Annotated in this window: 12 protein-coding genes; 7 read left to right on the forward strand and 5 right to left on the reverse strand. The window is 63.5% G+C overall.

Features of this window, described 5'->3' with window-relative positions:
* The first annotated feature begins 285 nt into the window (after positions 1–285).
* The 4 genes from ribA to ACZ0AI_RS21345 all read left to right on the forward strand — a co-directional run bounded on the left by ribA (position 286) and on the right by ACZ0AI_RS21345 (position 3221).
* Positions 286–903 carry a GTP cyclohydrolase II gene (ribA, locus tag ACZ0AI_RS21330; protein ID WP_463563581.1) on the forward strand — a complete coding sequence of 206 codons (618 nt, stop codon included), beginning with the start codon at positions 286–288 and terminating at the stop codon, positions 901–903.
* Positions 900–1316: an MFS transporter gene (locus tag ACZ0AI_RS21335; RefSeq protein ID WP_463563582.1), complete on the forward strand. Its 417-nt coding sequence runs from the start codon at positions 900–902 to the stop codon at positions 1314–1316. The genes ribA and ACZ0AI_RS21335 overlap by 4 nt, the downstream gene beginning before the upstream one ends.
* Positions 1316–2113 carry a helical backbone metal receptor gene (locus ACZ0AI_RS21340; RefSeq protein WP_463563583.1) on the forward strand — a complete coding sequence of 266 codons (798 nt, stop codon included), beginning with the start codon at positions 1316–1318 and terminating at the stop codon, positions 2111–2113. Before ACZ0AI_RS21335 ends, ACZ0AI_RS21340 begins: the two co-directional genes overlap by 1 nt.
* Positions 2114–2210: 97 nt before the next feature.
* The gene (locus tag ACZ0AI_RS21345) at positions 2211–3221 is read left to right on the forward strand and encodes an AI-2E family transporter (protein WP_225835394.1); all 1011 of its coding nucleotides are present in this window, start codon (positions 2211–2213) and stop codon (positions 3219–3221) included.
* 196 nt (positions 3222–3417) lie between these two features.
* Here the strand turns inward: ACZ0AI_RS21345 and ACZ0AI_RS21350 are convergent, their stop codons facing one another.
* From ACZ0AI_RS21350 to ACZ0AI_RS21365, 4 genes are all read right to left on the reverse strand, one after another.
* Entirely contained in the window at positions 3418–5658 is a 2241-nt protein-coding gene (locus ACZ0AI_RS21350; protein WP_463563584.1) for a methyl-accepting chemotaxis protein, read from the reverse strand.
* A gap of 98 nt (positions 5659–5756) precedes the next feature.
* On the reverse strand, positions 5757–7643 hold the full coding sequence (dxs, locus tag ACZ0AI_RS21355) for a 1-deoxy-D-xylulose-5-phosphate synthase (RefSeq protein ID WP_463563585.1): 1887 nt from the start codon (positions 7641–7643) through the stop codon (positions 5757–5759).
* A 120-nt stretch (positions 7644–7763) separates the two neighbouring features.
* Positions 7764–8651: a (2E,6E)-farnesyl diphosphate synthase gene (gene ispA / locus ACZ0AI_RS21360; protein WP_463563586.1), complete on the reverse strand. Its 888-nt coding sequence runs from the start codon at positions 8649–8651 to the stop codon at positions 7764–7766.
* Positions 8648–8890, reverse strand: a complete 243-nt coding sequence (locus ACZ0AI_RS21365; RefSeq protein WP_225835389.1) for an exodeoxyribonuclease VII small subunit — start codon at positions 8888–8890, stop codon at positions 8648–8650. Before ACZ0AI_RS21365 ends, ispA begins: the two co-directional genes overlap by 4 nt.
* Positions 8891–9031: 141 nt before the next feature.
* On the opposite strand from ACZ0AI_RS21365, the gene ACZ0AI_RS21370 reads away from it, so the two are divergent.
* The gene (locus ACZ0AI_RS21370; protein WP_463563587.1) at positions 9032–10984 is read left to right on the forward strand and encodes a DNA topoisomerase III; all 1953 of its coding nucleotides are present in this window, start codon (positions 9032–9034) and stop codon (positions 10982–10984) included.
* A gap of 587 nt (positions 10985–11571) precedes the next feature.
* Positions 11572–12984, forward strand: a complete 1413-nt coding sequence (locus ACZ0AI_RS21375; protein WP_463563588.1) for an amino acid permease — start codon at positions 11572–11574, stop codon at positions 12982–12984.
* 71 nt (positions 12985–13055) lie between these two features.
* Here the strand turns inward: ACZ0AI_RS21375 and ACZ0AI_RS21380 are convergent, their stop codons facing one another.
* Positions 13056–14108, reverse strand: a complete 1053-nt coding sequence (locus tag ACZ0AI_RS21380; protein ID WP_463563589.1) for an ABC transporter substrate-binding protein — start codon at positions 14106–14108, stop codon at positions 13056–13058.
* 319 nt (positions 14109–14427) lie between these two features.
* On the opposite strand from ACZ0AI_RS21380, the gene ACZ0AI_RS21385 reads away from it, so the two are divergent.
* Positions 14428–15339 carry a LysR family transcriptional regulator gene (locus tag ACZ0AI_RS21385; RefSeq protein ID WP_463563590.1) on the forward strand — a complete coding sequence of 304 codons (912 nt, stop codon included), beginning with the start codon at positions 14428–14430 and terminating at the stop codon, positions 15337–15339.
* Positions 15340–15400 lie beyond the last annotated feature (61 nt).

Raw genomic sequence — 15400 nt, forward strand, 5'->3', positions numbered from 1 at the left:
CCTACGCGAACGGTGCCACACGTCCATCTCGCCGCCCTCAATGTTGTAGGAACCGCGCCCCCGCGGCGAATCGTGCGGGCAACACCGATGTAGCGGCAAGGCTGCAATTGTTTTCGCGCCGAGGGCGACGCTCCTACACGGGAGGCCAATTGCATCGGGCGCCTTCGAAGGGAGGCGATCCGTGCAAGGAGCCGCCCTGATAATTCGGCTGACGGCCCCGTAGGCGCTGCTGTTACACTATCACCCCTCGCAAATTCGCATCCCTTCCGATACCAGGAGCATCCGGTGCCTGTCGTGTTCGTGGCCGCCTCCCAACTGCCGACCCCGTTCGGCGTGTTCATCATGCATGGCTTTCTCGAAGAGGCCACCGGCAAGGAGCATGTTGCTCTGACCTTCGGCGATGTGGCCGACGGCGAGCCGGTACTGGGGCGCCTGCATTCCGAGTGCCTGACCGGCGATGCGTTGTTCAGCCTGCGCTGTGATTGCGGCTTCCAGCTGGAAGGTGCGCTGCGCGCCATTTCCGAAGAGGGACGCGGCGTATTGCTTTACCTGCGCCAAGAAGGCCGCGGTATCGGGCTGCTCAACAAGATCCGTGCTTACGAGCTGCAGGACGCTGGCGCCGATACCGTCGAAGCCAACGAGCGTCTGGGCTTCGGCGCGGACATGCGCGACTACGCGATCTGCCTGCCAATGCTGCAACATTTGGGCATCTCCTCGCTCAAGCTGATGACCAACAACCCGCGTAAGGTCAAGGCGCTGGGCGACATGGGCATTCCAGTGGCCAATCGCGTGCCGCTGCAGCTGGGCCAGAACCCGCACAACAGCAAGTACCTGGCCACCAAGGCCGGCAAGCTCGGGCACATGCTCGGCAAGCTGCACCAGGGTGAGGTCGAGCGGCCTTGACCCGTGCCGCGGTCAAACGCCGGTTGGCCCTGCTCTGGTGGCGGCAACTGGCACTGACCCTGGCTCCGCTTCTGCTGATCAATTTTGCGTTTGGGGCCGGCCGCCAACCTGGTGTGCTGGCTATGCCGCTGTTCGTTGCGGGATTGGCTTCGTTGTTCGTCAGCCTGCCTCTATTCGGTGGCTACAAGCGCGCCCTGTTCGCCACCGCCAAGGCGCTGGACACGGCTGACGAGCCCGGCGCCTGGCTGACCCTGGCCGAACGTCGCCGCGCTGCCTTTCTGGGCGCCGGGCTGCCGGCCTGGATTGCCGCCCTCGCGGTTTTTGCAGGGCTGGAAGCCGTGCCACTGGTGTTGCTGGCGCTCGCCAGCGTGGTGCTGCTCTACCTCTATCGAATCCCACGGCAACTGGGCTGATGCTGCGTCTCTGGCTGGTGCTGTTGATCATGCAGATGGCGCCGCTGTCGGCTGCCGAGCGTGTGGTCAGTCTGGCGCCATCGCTGAGTGAAATCGTCCTCGAACTGGATTCCGCCGACCTGCTGGTCGGCGTGCTCGATGGTGGCGAGCGCCCTGAGGCATTGGCTCATCTGCCTTCCGTAGGGCGCTATGGCCAACTCGAAATGGAAACTCTGCTGGCCCTGCAACCCGATTTGCTACTGTTGTGGCCGGGCAGTGTCAGCGCCGCGCAGCGCGAGCAACTGAAAACCTTTGGTATTCCCATGTTGGTGCTCGAGCCCCACTCGCTGGATGAGCTGGCTCGGCAGTTCGTGGAGACCGGCGAGCGCCTTGGCCGGGCGGAGCAGGGGCAGCGCCTGCATCAGCGCTTCGTTGCCGGGCTTGCCGAGTTGCGTGAGCGCTACCGCCGTGAGCGCCTCGTGCCCGTGTTCTATCAGGTGTGGGATGCGCCGCTGTATACCCTTGGTGGTGGGCAGATCATCAGCGACGCGCTGCAGGCCTGCGGTGCGCGCAACGTGTTTGCCGATCTGAACCTGCCGGGCCCGCAGGTGAGCGTCGAATCTGTTTTGCAGCGCGACCCGGCGGTGATCATCGCCGGCGACCGCAGGCAACTGCAGGCCTGGCAGCGCTGGCCGCAGCTTTCGGCCGTGCAACGCGAGCAGTTGCTGGTGTTGCCGGACAAGGGCCTGGAACGCCCCAGTTTCCAAATGCTCGACGCCACAGCCAGGCTCTGCGAGCTGCTGGCCCCCACTCGGTGATGGCCGTCACAACGCGGCTGTCACCGGCAAGCGATGACGCTGGTAAAGCGTGCTGGCAACTGGCAGATTGTCTGCCTTCCTGGTTGTTGCAGATGTTATGAAAGCCCCTGTCTCCCCTTGGTTTTCCCCCGCCAGCGCAGTGATCGTTGGCGCCGCGCTACTGTTGGTCTTCCCGCTGAAACTGCTGCCGAGCCTGCTGGCCGGTTTGCTGGTGTTCGAACTGGTCAACCGTCTGGCGCGTCCCATGCAGCGGCTATTCGCCGGGCAGCTTGGGCGTTTGCTGGCGGTTGGCCTGCTCAGCGTGCTGGTGATTGCCGTGCTCGGGTTGGTGTTCGCCGGTGGTTTTTCGCTGGTGATGCACGAACTGAATAACCCCGGGCGGTTGATGGGCAAGTTGCTTGGCGTGATCGACCGCGCCCGCGAGCAGTTGCCGGAAGCGCTGGTGGCTTATCTTCCAGCCAACGTCGACGATATCCGTATCGCGCTGCACGACTGGTTGCGCGGGCACATCAGTGAGCTGCAACTGCTCGGCAAGGGCGCGGTGCACATGTTCGTCACCATCCTGATCGGCATGATTCTCGGTGCGGTGATCGGCCTGCAGAATGTCCCCGAGCCGAGCCAGCTCAAGCCGTTGGCCGGTGCGTTGCTGATCCGTGTCGGACATTTTGTCGATGCCTTTCGCAACGTGGTGTTCGCGCAGATCAAGATATCCCTGCTCAATACCACCTTCACCGCGATTTTTCTGATGGGTGTGCTGCCGCTGTTCGGTGTGCACCTGCCGCTGACCAAGACGCTGATCCTGATTACCTTCGTGGCCGGCTTGTTGCCGGTGGTCGGCAACCTGATCTCCAATGCGGCGATCTTCGTGGTTGGCCTGTCGCTGTCGATCTGGGTAGCACTGGGGGCACTGGCCTACCTGATCGTTATTCACAAGGTCGAGTACTTCCTCAACGCCCGTATCGTCGGCGGCCAGATCAAGGCGCGCGCCTGGGAGCTGCTGCTGGTCATGCTGGTGTTCGAAGCCGCGTTCGGCATTGCCGGTCTGGTCGCCGCGCCGGTTTACTACGCCTACCTCAAGAGCGAGCTAAAGGCGCAGGAGTGGGTCTGACTCGTGCTCGATGATGTGCCAGGCTCTACATTCGTAGCTCGTGGTTGAGCGCAGCACTACCCGGGAGAAAGCAACCTGGGTATCGCTGCGCTCAACCCAGGCTACAAGTCTCTGACTTTCGAAAGCGACCTCCCTGTAGGAGCCCGCTTGCGGGCGAACCCGCGATCCGTGGGCTGGCCCCCGATAGCCTGCAGCGCTAGTGCGCAATGGCGTTGAACTTGAACGCAGCGGCCTGACCGAAGGCCGGCGCGCCGGGTGATGCGCTGTTGCCGCTGAGGCTTTCCTGGCGGCTGAGTCTGCTGGCGGTTTTGTGCAAGTCGAGCACCAGTTGCGCCAGTGACTGTGCCGCCTGCAGCGTTTCATCGGCGCTCTGGCTGCTGCGCTCGGCGGCCCCGGTGATTGCCTGAGCCTGCCCGTTGACGGCCTGCACCTGACTCAGTTGCGACTTCATGGCCTGGCTGATCTGGTCGAGTCGCCCCTGCATGCCTGCTACTTCCTGCTGAATGCGTTCGAGTGCATCCGTAGCCTCGCTCGAGCGCGTAACGCTGCGTAGCGCGGCTTCCTGGCAGCTCTGCATGGCGGCCTGAGTATCGAGTGTCTGCTGGCGCACGCTGCCGAGCGTCGTGGCGATCTCTTCGGTGGCCTGGGCGGTTCGCCTGGCCAGGTTGCGCACTTCGTCGGCCACCACTGCGAAACCGCGCCCGCTGTCGCCTGCCCGGGCAGCCTCGATGGCGGCATTGAGGGCAAGCAGGTTGGTCTGCTCGGCAATGCTGCGGATCGCTTCGGTGATGTGCTGGATTTCCTCGGTCTTTTGGCTCAGGGCTTCGAGTGCCTGGCTCGATTGTTCGATGCGGCTGGCCAGTTGCGCGACATCTTCGGCGTTCTGCTGCACGGCCGCGCCACCTTTCTGGGTCATGGCCAGGGCCTGGCGTGAGGCGCTTTCGCTATCGACGATATGCTGGGTGGCTTCGCCGATGCTGTGGTTGACGTCGAGCATCGCGCGCGCCGTGGACACCGCCGCTGCCTGGCCCTGGGCTGCGCACAGGCTGGCGTTGGCGGACGTTCGGGTCAGCCCCGTCGAGGTCTGCTGCAGGGCGCTGCCGGCCGTGACGATGCCTTGCATGGTGTGATCCATCTTGTCGACGAAACTGTTCACCCAGCCGGCCAGGGCGCCTGCCTCGTCACTGGAAAAACGCTCCAGTGCCAGCCGGTTGCTCAGCGGTGCGCCACACTCAGCGGTATCCAGAAAGAAGTCCGAGAGCGACTGCAGCGTGCGGGTGCGGCGGCGCAAGCTGAAGGCCCAGAAACCGAACAGCAGCACGCCGGCTGCGGCGAAGGTCAGTGACGCGGCATGCTCCGGCAGATGCTGTTCCAGCAGCCATTGCAGGCCGCCCAGCAGAAACAGGCCGCCTAGCAACTGGCTGGACAGCGAATAGCTCAGGCTGCGCTGGCGGTAGACCTCCTCCAGATCGCCCTCGCACATCATGCCCCAGGTATCCGGTGAGCCGGGCAGACGCAGAGTCAGGCCGGCGCCGATCACCGGCACATGGCGGTAATCGGGATAGCCCGGGTAAAGCACGAACAGGTTGCTGCCATGGCGAATGGTTTCGCGCACGCCAGGATGCAATTCGCCGCTCGCTGGTGCGGTGAAGCGCAGCTCGAACTCGGTGTGCTTCTGCACACGAACGGTGCCGAAGGGCGTTTTCACGCCCTGTTTGAGGTTCTCGCCGCCGGTGAAGGCGCCATCCTCGAAGCGTGAGCGTGACAGGGCGGTTCCCGGGCTTATCTTCGGATCATGGGCGCTTTGCACCATGAACAGGTAGTTGTCGCCGGAGTCGCGGTAGACGTGCCCAGCCTCGCGCTGAATCAGGTCGCTCATCACATCGTTGGGGATCCGTGCGCACAGGCAACCGACCACTTGCCCGTCGTGGCTGAGTGGCTGGTGAAACAGCAGCGTGACGGCATCGTGGAACTTAGACGTGGTCGGCCCCAGTTGCTGGGTCAGCTCATCGATATAGGGGCCAAGCAGAAACTGCCCCCTGAGGCCGGCTGTCAGAGCCGCGCCATCGTGGCGCTGGCCCTGGCGTGGTGCATGGGTCGAAGCGAGTATGCGTCCGGCGGTGTCGACCACGAACAATTCGGACACTTCGGGCATATGCGCCAACGCCCGCTGCAGTACGGCATCCGGCAAGGCCGGCCACGCTGGGGTGAGTGCAGAACTCAGCAGTTCGAGCTCCTGCCAGTGCTGGCGTGCCCAGTTGGTGAGCAGGTCGACGCGGGTCAGCGCCAGGCCGGAGAAGGTCTTTTCGACCCGTTCGGCTTGACCGGCATTGAGCAACCAGGACCAGCGCATGGCCAGCTTGCCTGCCTTGCCGAACCAGGGCAGCCAGCGGCGCTCGCGGCCCTTGAAATCCATCTTGTGGCTACGCAACTGCATACGAGCTCCCGGCCGCTATCGGCGGTCCATACATGCTCAATCCCAACTGGAGATTACTGCAATATATGGGCCGACGATATATGCCGGTCGGGGGAGTATCAGCGTGCCAGTTTTGCTCGTATGGCCGCCTCGATCCCGGCTTCGTCCAGGCCACACTCGGCGAGCATCTGCTCCGGCCGGGCGTGCTCCACATAACTGTCGGGAAGGCCCAGGTGCAGCATTGGCGTCAGGGCGCCGCTCTGGGCGAGGAATTCGCTGACTGCGCTGCCTGCGCCGCCCATCACGCTGTTTTCCTCGATGGTGACCAGTAGCTCGTTGCCGGCGGCCAGTTCGCTGATCAGCGTTTCGTCCAGCGGTTTCACGAAGCGCATGTCGACCACCGTGGCGTTCAGCGTTTCGCCGACGCGCAGGGCTTCGGCCAGTTGCACGCCAAACACCAACAGAGCGACGCCGCTACCCTGGCGGCGGATCACGCCTTTGCCGATTGGCAGGGCGTTTAGCGCGCGGTCGATCGGCGCGTTCGGGCCGCTGCCGCGTGGGTAGCGCACCGCTGCCGGGCCGGCGAACTGGTAGCCGGTGGTGAGCATGTGGTGCAGTTCGTTCTCGTCACTCGGCGTCATGATCAGCATGCCGGGAATACAGCGCAGGTAGGAGAGGTCGAAGCTGCCCGCGTGAGTGGGGCCGTCTTCGCCAACCAGGCCGGCGCGGTCGATGGCGAACAGCACATCGAGGTGCTGCACCGCGACATCGTGGATTAGTTGATCGTAGGCGCGCTGCAGGAACGTCGAGTAGATCGCCACCACCGGTTTGGCGCCTTCGCAAGCCATGCCGGCGGCGAGGGTCACCGCGTGTTGCTCGGCGATGGCCACGTCGAAGTAGCGATCCCCGAAGCGTTCGCTGAATGCCACCAGGTCGGAGCCTTCCTTCATGGCTGGAGTGATCGCCATCAGGCGCTCGTCGCTGGCCGCCATGTCGCATAGCCACTGACCGAACACGCTGGAGTACTTCGGCCCGGACGGTTTTTTCGCCTTGGCGGGGGCGTTGATCGGCTCCAGCTTGGTGATCGCGTGGTAGACAATTGGGTCGACCTCGGCAGGGGCGAAACCCTTGCCCTTCTTGGTCACCACGTGGAGGAATTGCAGGCCCTCCAGATCGCGCATATTGCGCAAGGTGGCCAGCAGGGTCGGCAGGTCATGGCCGTCGATGGGGCCGATGTAGTTCCAGCCCAGCTCTTCGAACAGCGTGCCGGAGACCAGCATGCCCTTGGCGTGCTCTTCGGTCTTGCGGGCGATTTCCCAGGCACCGGGCAGCTTGGACAGCACTTTCTTGCTGCCTTCACGTACGTTGGCATAGGTGCGGCTGGAGAGGATCTTGGCCAGGTAGTTGGACAGGCCGCCGACATTCTTGGAGATCGACATGTCGTTGTCGTTGAGCACGACGAGCATGTTGGCTTTAACGTCTGCCGCGTGGTTGAGCGCTTCGAACGCCATGCCGGCAGTCAGCGCGCCGTCACCGATCACCGCGACCGATTTACGTTTGCTGCCTTGGCGCTGGGCGGCGATGGCCATGCCCAGTGCGGCGCTGATCGAGGTACTGGAGTGACCGACGCCAAAGGTGTCGTACTCGCTTTCCGAGCGGCGTGGAAAGGCGGCGATGCCATCCTTCTGGCGCAGGCTGCTCATGCGCTCGCGGCGGCCGGTGAGGATCTTGTGCGGATAAGCCTGATGGCCGACGTCCCACACCAAGCGGTCATCGGGGGTATCGAAGACGTAGTGCAGGGCGACGGTCAGCTCGATCACCCCGAGGCCGGCGCCGAAGTGCCCGCCGGTCTGGCCGACCGTGTAGAGCAGGTACTGGCGCAATTCGTCCGCCAGGGTCTCCAGCTCGGCCTCGCCAAGGCGGCGCAATTCATCCGGCGTGTTGGCGCGGTCGAGCAGCGGCGTCAGCGGGCGTTCGCGGGGAATCTCGTGGAAAGTCGTCGGCATCAGGCGAGTCGTTATAAGAATTCAAAGAATGGGGCAGTTTACCTGATGCGATGATCCGTGCCCAAGGTAGGTATGGGTCACCGCAGCGGTCGTGCCAGATGAGACAGCGAGGGCGTGGTTTCAGTTGCGCCTTTCTACGATGTAACGGGCCAGCTCGCGTAGGGGCTCGGCGGCATTATCGAACGTGCGCAGGGCATGCAGGGCCTGATCACGCAGTTCGAAGGCGTAACGCTTCGCCGCATCCAGGCCAAGCAGGGCCGGGTAGGTGGGCTTGTCGTTCGCTTGGTCTTTGCCCTGAGTCTTGCCCAGCGTGGCGGTATCGCTTTCCACGTCGAGGATGTCGTCCTGCACCTGAAAGGCCAGGCCGATGGCGCGGGCATAGGTGCTCAGCGCCGCCAGGGTGCGCTCATCGGCGCGGCCGCTGGCCAGGGCGCCGAGGCGCACGCTGGCTTCGATCAGCGCGCCGGTCTTGTGGCGATGCATCACTTCCAGAGCCGGCTGCTGCAGTTGTTGGCCAACCGAGCCGAGATCGATGGCCTGGCCGCCGACCATACCCGCAGGCCCGGCCGCATCGGCCAGTGCACTGAACATGCTCAGGCGGATCTCCGCGCTGTGCGGATTGCGCGTTTCGCTCGCCAGCACTGCAAAAGCCAGGCTTTGCAGGCCATCGCCCGCAAGAATCGCCGTGGCCTCGTCGAAGGCCTTGTGCGTGGTCGGCTGGCCGCGACGCAGGTCATCGTCGTCCATGGCCGGCAGGTCGTCATGCACCAGGGAATAGGCGTGGATCAGTTCCACCGCACAGGCCGCGCCGTCGGCCTGCTGCGCCGTGCCACCGAGGGCTTCGCAAGCCGCGTAGGCGAGCAGCGGGCGAATGCGTTTGCCGCCGTTGAACACGCTATAGCGCATGGCGGCATACAGGCGTTCGAGTTCGACACGCGGCGCCGCGAACAGCGGCTCCAGAGCAGCGTCGACCTGCTTCTGGCAGCGAGCCTGGTAGTTGGCGATCATAACGGCTCGTCCGTTTCGAACGGTGCCGCCTGCAGTTCGCCATCGCGTTCGAGCAGAATCTGTACTTTCTGCTCGGCCTGAGTCAGCGAGGCCTGGCAATCACGGGTCAGGCTGATGCCTTGCTCGAAGGCGCTCAGCGACTCCTCCAGCGACAGCTCGCCGTTTTCCAGGCGTTCGACGATGGTTTGCAGGTCGGTGAGGGATTGCTCGAAATCGAGCGCGGCTTTCTTACGGGCCATGGCGGGAATTCTCAGGCGGGGTTCGCGGTTCGGCGGGACACTAGCAGAGCCCCGGTTCGCGGGCAATCGACTATGGCGTAGCGTAGCTGTATCGATATACAGTATCGTGTCGGCTGTTAGCCACTTTTGTAGCCGTGCCCCATGCGTCTGTTTCTCTGCGAAAAGCCCTCTCAAGCCAAGGATATCGCCAGCGTGCTCGGTGCCACGCGGCGTGGTGATGGCTGTTGGCTGGGCAGCGGCGTGACAGTGACCTGGTGCATCGGCCATCTGCTGGAAACCGCACCTCCGGATGCCTACGACGCGCGCTATAAACGCTGGGCGCTGGACGATCTGCCCATCGTGCCGCAGCAGTGGAAGATGCGCGTGAAGCCCAAGACTGCCGCGCAGTTCAAGGCGGTCAAGCGGCTGCTCGGGGAGACCGACGAACTGGTGATCGCCACCGACGCGGATCGTGAGGGCGAGATGATCGCCCGCGAGTTGCTCGACCATTGCCGCTACCGCGAGCCGATCCAGCGCCTGTGGTTGTCGGCCCTGGACGATACGTCGATTCGCAAGGCGCTGGCTGCGCTCAAGCCCGGCGCCAGTACCTACAACCTCTATCAGTCGGCGCTCGGTCGCTCGCGGGCCGACTGGTTGATCGGCATGAACATGAGCCGCCTGTTCACCCTGCTGGGACGCAAGTCCGGTTATCAGGGCGTGCTGCCGGTCGGCCGCGTGCAGACACCGACCCTGCGGCTGGTGGTGGATCGCGACCGCAGCATCGCCGCCTTCGTGCCCGTGCCGTTCTGGGCAATCGATGTGCTGCTCGACGGCAACGGCACGCCCTTCACCGCCCAGTGGCGTGCCCCTGAAGCGCAGTGCGACGAGCAGGGGCGCTGCCTGAAACAGGAGGTCGCGCAGCGCGCTGCCGCCGATATCCAGAGTGCCGAGCATGCCCTGCTGCAGCAGTTGAAGACCGAACGCATGCGCGAAGCGCCGCCTCTGCTCTTCGACCTCGGCACGCTGCAGCAAGTCTGCTCGAAGAAGCTCGGCCTCGGTGCTCAGGAAACCCTGGATATCGCCCAGAAGCTCTACGAGACCGACAAGCTGATCACCTACCCACGCAGCGATTGCGGCTATCTGCCGCTGAGCCAGCACGCCGAGGCGCCAGCCATTCTGGCCGCCCTGGGGCAGGCTGATCCAGGCTTGCGTGAGGTGCTGGCGCATACCCAGGCACAGCGCCGCTCACGGGCCTGGAATGATGCCAAGGTCAGTGCGCACCACGGCATCATCCCTACGCTCGCGGCAGGAGGGCTGGCGCGTTTGAGCGGTCGCCCGCGCGCCGTCTATGAGCTGATTCGCGCCCGCTACCTGGCGCAGTTTCTGCCCAACCATGAATACGATCGTACCCAGGCCGACTTCGACTGTGCCGGGCACGCATTGCGCGCGGTCGGCAAGCAGATCGTCGAGCCCGGCTGGAAGCGCGCACTGCCCGAAGCCCTGGCGCCAGCCAAGGGACGCGAAGCGCCGACGCCCCAGGCACTGCCGGCTCTGCGCGAAGGACAGCAGTGCGTGGTGCGCGAGGTCTCGCTGAAGGATCAGCATACCCAGCCGCCCAAGCCGTTCACCGAGGGCGACCTGATTCAGGCCATGAAGAACGTGGCGCGGCTGGTCGAAGACCCACGCCTCAAACAGAAGCTCAAGGACACCACTGGCATCGGCACCGAGGCCACCCGCGCCGGCATCATCCAGGGGCTGCTCGACCGCGGCTACCTGATCAAGCAGGGCAAGACCCTGGCCGCCACCTCGGCGGCCTTCGGCCTGATCGACGCGGTGCCGCGGGCCATCGCCGACCCCGGCACCACGGCTATCTGGGAGCAGGCGCTGGACATGGTGCAGAGCGGCGAGATGCCGCTGGAAGAGTTCGTCACCAAGCAGTCGACCTGGATGGGCAAGCAGATCGAGCGCTGCCTCGGCCTGCAACTGAACATCAGCGGCCCGCCGCCCAGCAAAGGCCGTGGTGCTCCCTGGAAGGGCAAGCGCAAGACCTCCGCGCGTAAAGGTGCACCCGCCAAACGGGCCGGCACTGGCGCCACAAAGGCCAAGCCGAAGTAGGCCGGTTGCTGGCTGCCCGGCGCGGGTGGTACTGGACGTAGAGCGTCCCCGGGGGTACTCCCAACGATCTGAAAGATGCCGCCCATCCGGTCTTTACGCGGGCGGAGTATTCCCAAAAGCAGATTTTCCGTTACCATCCGGCGCGTTGAATTTAATGAACAGGTTTCATTCGCCTGCTCGACGCTTGGACATACCCTTCCATTCGTCGGATTTTCTGGGGGTAATCCCTCTAGAACGGTGCATTTAGCCCTGTCGATGGTTTGGGTTCGGCTCTCCTCAGGCTGGGCTGGTTGTGGAGTAAAACGAACATTCAAGCCGGTGGGCCGGGTTTTCTTCTGGTTACACCGCTGCAGTAATGGCTCAGAACGTCACGCGAGTGAGGCTGGGTCGTCCTCTGATTCAACCGGATGGATTTCGGCAAGGATTGTTGCCCGAGACCGGCCTACGCCGGATCCGGAAACGCTGATAGGGAACGCGATCACGACAACGCCTGCGTGTGGCAGGCCCGTTGCCGCGTTTCGTGCATCTGGAGCAGAGACGACCTGGCCTCAACGGTTTCCAGCAAAATCAATAAGAGGTAGTCCTTTATGGATGCGGTATCAGCCGACAAGGCAAAGCAGGAGCACGAGAGCAAGCTCAGTGCATCATTGAAGCCCCGGCACCTCACCATGATGTCGATCGCCGGTGTCATCGGCGGCGCGCTGTTCGTCGGCTCCGGCAGCGTGATCCACAGCGCGGGCCCAGCTGCCGTACTGGCCTATCTGGCCGGTGGCATTCTGGTGGTGCTGATCATGCGCATGCTCGGTGAAATGGCGACTTCCTCGCCGGACACTGGCTCCTTTTCCACCTACGCCGAGCGCGCCATCGGCCGCTGGGCCGGCTTCACCATCGGTTGGTTGTACTGGTGGTTCTGGGTCATTCTCATGGCCTGGGAAGCCTACGTAGCGGGCACCATCCTCAATGGCTGGTTCCCCGAAGTCAGCGTCAACGTCTTCGTGCTGGCTACCACGCTGCTGCTGATAAGCATCAACTTCTTCAACGTCAAACACTACGGGGAGTTCGAGTTCTGGTTCGCGCTGATCAAGGTGGTGGCGATCATCTGCTTCCTGGTGGTCTGCAGCATGGCCGTGCTCAGCCTGTGGCCGACCGGTGAAGTGCGCGGCTTCAGCAACCTGACCGCCCAAGGCTTCATGCCCAACGGTATCCAGGCCGTGGTAGTGGCCATCCTCGGGGTGATGTTCGCTTTCCTTGGCGCGGAGATCGTTACCATCGCCGCCTCGGAAGCCAAGGATCCGTCGACGCAGATCGTCAAGGCGACCAACTCGGTGGTCTGGCGCGTGTGCTTGTTCTACATCGGCTCGATCTTCCTGATCGTCTGCCTGGTGCCATGGAACGACCCCCTGATGGCTCAGTCCGGCTATGGCTCCTACCGCCGTACCCTGGAGCTGCTGGGCATCCCGTATGCCGAACTGCTGATGAACTTCGTGGTGCTGACCTCGGTGAGCAGCTGCATGATCTCGGCGCACTACACCGCCTCGCGCATGCTGTTCTCGCTGTCCACCCGTGGTGATGCACCGCGATTCCTGAAAATCACCCGCTCGGGGACTGGCGTGCCGGTGTTCGCGATCATCGCCTCCTGCTCGGTGGCCATCTTCGTGGCGCTGATCAATTTTAGCGAAACCCTGCGCCCGAAAGACGTGCTCGACACGCTAATGAACACCACCGGCATGATCGCCCTGCTGGTCTACCTGGTGATCGCTTTCTCGCAACTGAAGATGCGCCGCAAGCTGGAAACAGAAGGCAAGGACATCCGCCTGAAAATGTGGCTGTTCCCCTGGCTGACCTACCTGGTGATCGTGTTCATCGTCGGCTGCCTGGTGACCATGGCATTCGTCGAGGAATACCAAGTGTTGGTCATCTCCACCGGAGCTGCTGCGGCCGTCGTCGTGGCATTGGGTGTCATGGTTCACATGCGCGCGGCGAAGAAGCTGGCTCGCTGATCACGTCGGCATGAGCGAAAAGGGGCGCACTCGTGAGAGGGCGCCCCTTTTTCATTTCTGCCGCCGTCTGATCAGCGCGCCGCCCAGCCATTGAAGCGCTCTTCGAGCTCTTCGCCGTGGTCGATCCAGAACTCGGCGTTCACCAGTTGGGCGCCGGCCATGTTGGCTTCGGCGGTTGGCAGCTGCGCCTGCACATCTGCGGGCAGTTGCGGCAGGGTCTGCTTGTGTACCGGGCCATACGGAATCTGGCTGGAGAACACCTTCTGGGTGTCCGCCTGGCTGGCGAACTTGATGAAGCGCTCGGCCAGTGCCTTGTTCGGGCTGCCTTTGACGATGGCCCAGTGCTCCGGGTCGTACAGGCTGCCGTTCCAGGAAATCTTCAGGTTGGCGCCTTCCTTTTGGGCCACGCCAATGCGGCCGTTGTAGGCGGCGGACATGGCCACGTCACCGGCCAGCAGCCATTGCGGCGGTTGGGCGCCAGCTTCCCACCACTGGATGGAGGATTTGATGGCGTCCAGCTTCTTGAAGGCGCGGTCGACGCCTTCGGGCGTGCCCAGCACTTCGTAAAGCTGGTCGCGGCTTACGCCATCGGCCAGCAAGGCCGCTTCCAGGGTGTACTTGGCGCTTTTACGCAGGCCACGCTTGCCCGGGAATTTCTGCAGGTCCCAGAAGTCGGCCCAGGAGGCCGGCGCGGTTTTCAGTTTGTCGCCGTTGTAGGCCATCACCATCGACCACACATAGGTGGCCACGCCGCACTCACTGACGGTGCCCGGAATGTACTGGCTGGTGTCGCCGAGAATGGCCGGATCCAGGCGCTCGAACAGGCCTTCTTCACAGCCGCGTTGTAGTTCCGGGCTTTCCAGTTCGACCACGTCCCAGGTCACCTGGCCGACGTCGACCATGGCTTTGACCTTGGACAGTTCGCCGTTGTACTCGCCAGCGATTACCTGACCGGCACCGCTCTGCTCGAAGGGTTTGAAGTAGGCGGCGGTCTGCGCGACCTTGGTGGCACCACCGAAGGAAATTACCGTCAGGCTGGATTCGGCCTGTGCCGAGGCGCTGGCCCCGGCCAGGATGGACAGGCCGATGGCGGCCCGGATGCATGGACGCAAGTGCTTGAACATGGAAACTCCCTCGCTTTTTTACGTTGTAGGTCTGAGGCAGTAATGGCCGAATCGGCGAACCTGCGCGTCGTATCACGCGTCAGGAGATCTCTCGTTGTTATGGGCGTCCGCTCGGTTGGGGGAGCGTGAACGGCAATTCGCTCAGGTCGTCGTGGCGACCCGTGGGTTGTTCGAGTGAGGGCCATGGTGCGTCAGTCTGGCGAGAAGGAAAATTAGTAAAAATATGCTCGAGACATACGAAAAAACTTTGCAAGCGGCGGCCCCGTAGTCGCGCATTACTGGAGTAAGGTGCAGGGAGTAATGGCGTTGAGATCAACACGTGGCTTCCTACACCCTCCGGCAACTCAAGTACTTCGTCACCACGGTGGAAGCTGGCAGCGTGGCCGAGGCCTCGCGGCAGCTGTACATCGCCCAGCCGTCCATCTCCACGGCGATCAAGGGGCTGGAAGAAAGCTTCGGCGTGCAGCTGTTCATCCGCCACCACGCCCAGGGTGTATCGCTGACGCCCAGCGGCGCGCGCTTCTACGAGAAGGCCCAGCAACTGCTGCGCATGGCCCGCGAATTCGAGCAGAACGCCCTGGCCGACAACGATATCGTCGCCGGGCAGATCGATATCGGTTGTTTCGAAACCGTGGCGCCGCTCTACCTGCCACAGCTGATCGCCGGTTTTCGCGAACGCTATCCGGGGGTGGACATCCGCATCCGCGATGGCGAGCAGCAGGAACTGGTGCAGGGCCTGACCGCCGGCTCCTTCGACCTGGCCTTTCTCTATGAGCACGACCTCGACGGCACCATTGCCACTGAGCCGTTGATGCCGCCGCAGAAGCCCTATGTGCTGTTGCCCGAGCACCACCGTTTCGCCGGCCAGGCCCAGGTGTCGCTGCGCGATCTGTGCCTGGAGCCGATGATCCTGCTCGACGTGCAACCCAGCCGTACCTATTTCGTGAGCCTGTTCCACGAGCTGGGGCTGACCCCCAATATCGTCTTCAGCTCACCGTCGATCGAGATGGTGCGCGGCATGGTAGGCCAGGGCTTCGGCTTCTCGCTGCTGGTCACCAAGCCGCACTCGGAATGCACCTACGACGGCAAGCGCGTGGTCACCGTGGACATCACCGAACCCGTCGCCACCTCCGGCCTGGTGGCGGCACGCCTGAAACGCGGCCAGCTCACCAAACCGGCGCAATTGTTCGTCGACTTCTGCCGCGAACGATTGGGCGAGTTGAGCTCGTAGGTTGTTTGTGGCGAGCGTGCGGAAAACCGCTAACTCGTAGGGTGGTGCTTTAGCCCACCGT

Source organism: Pseudomonas sp. AC355 (genome assembly GCF_979258205.1).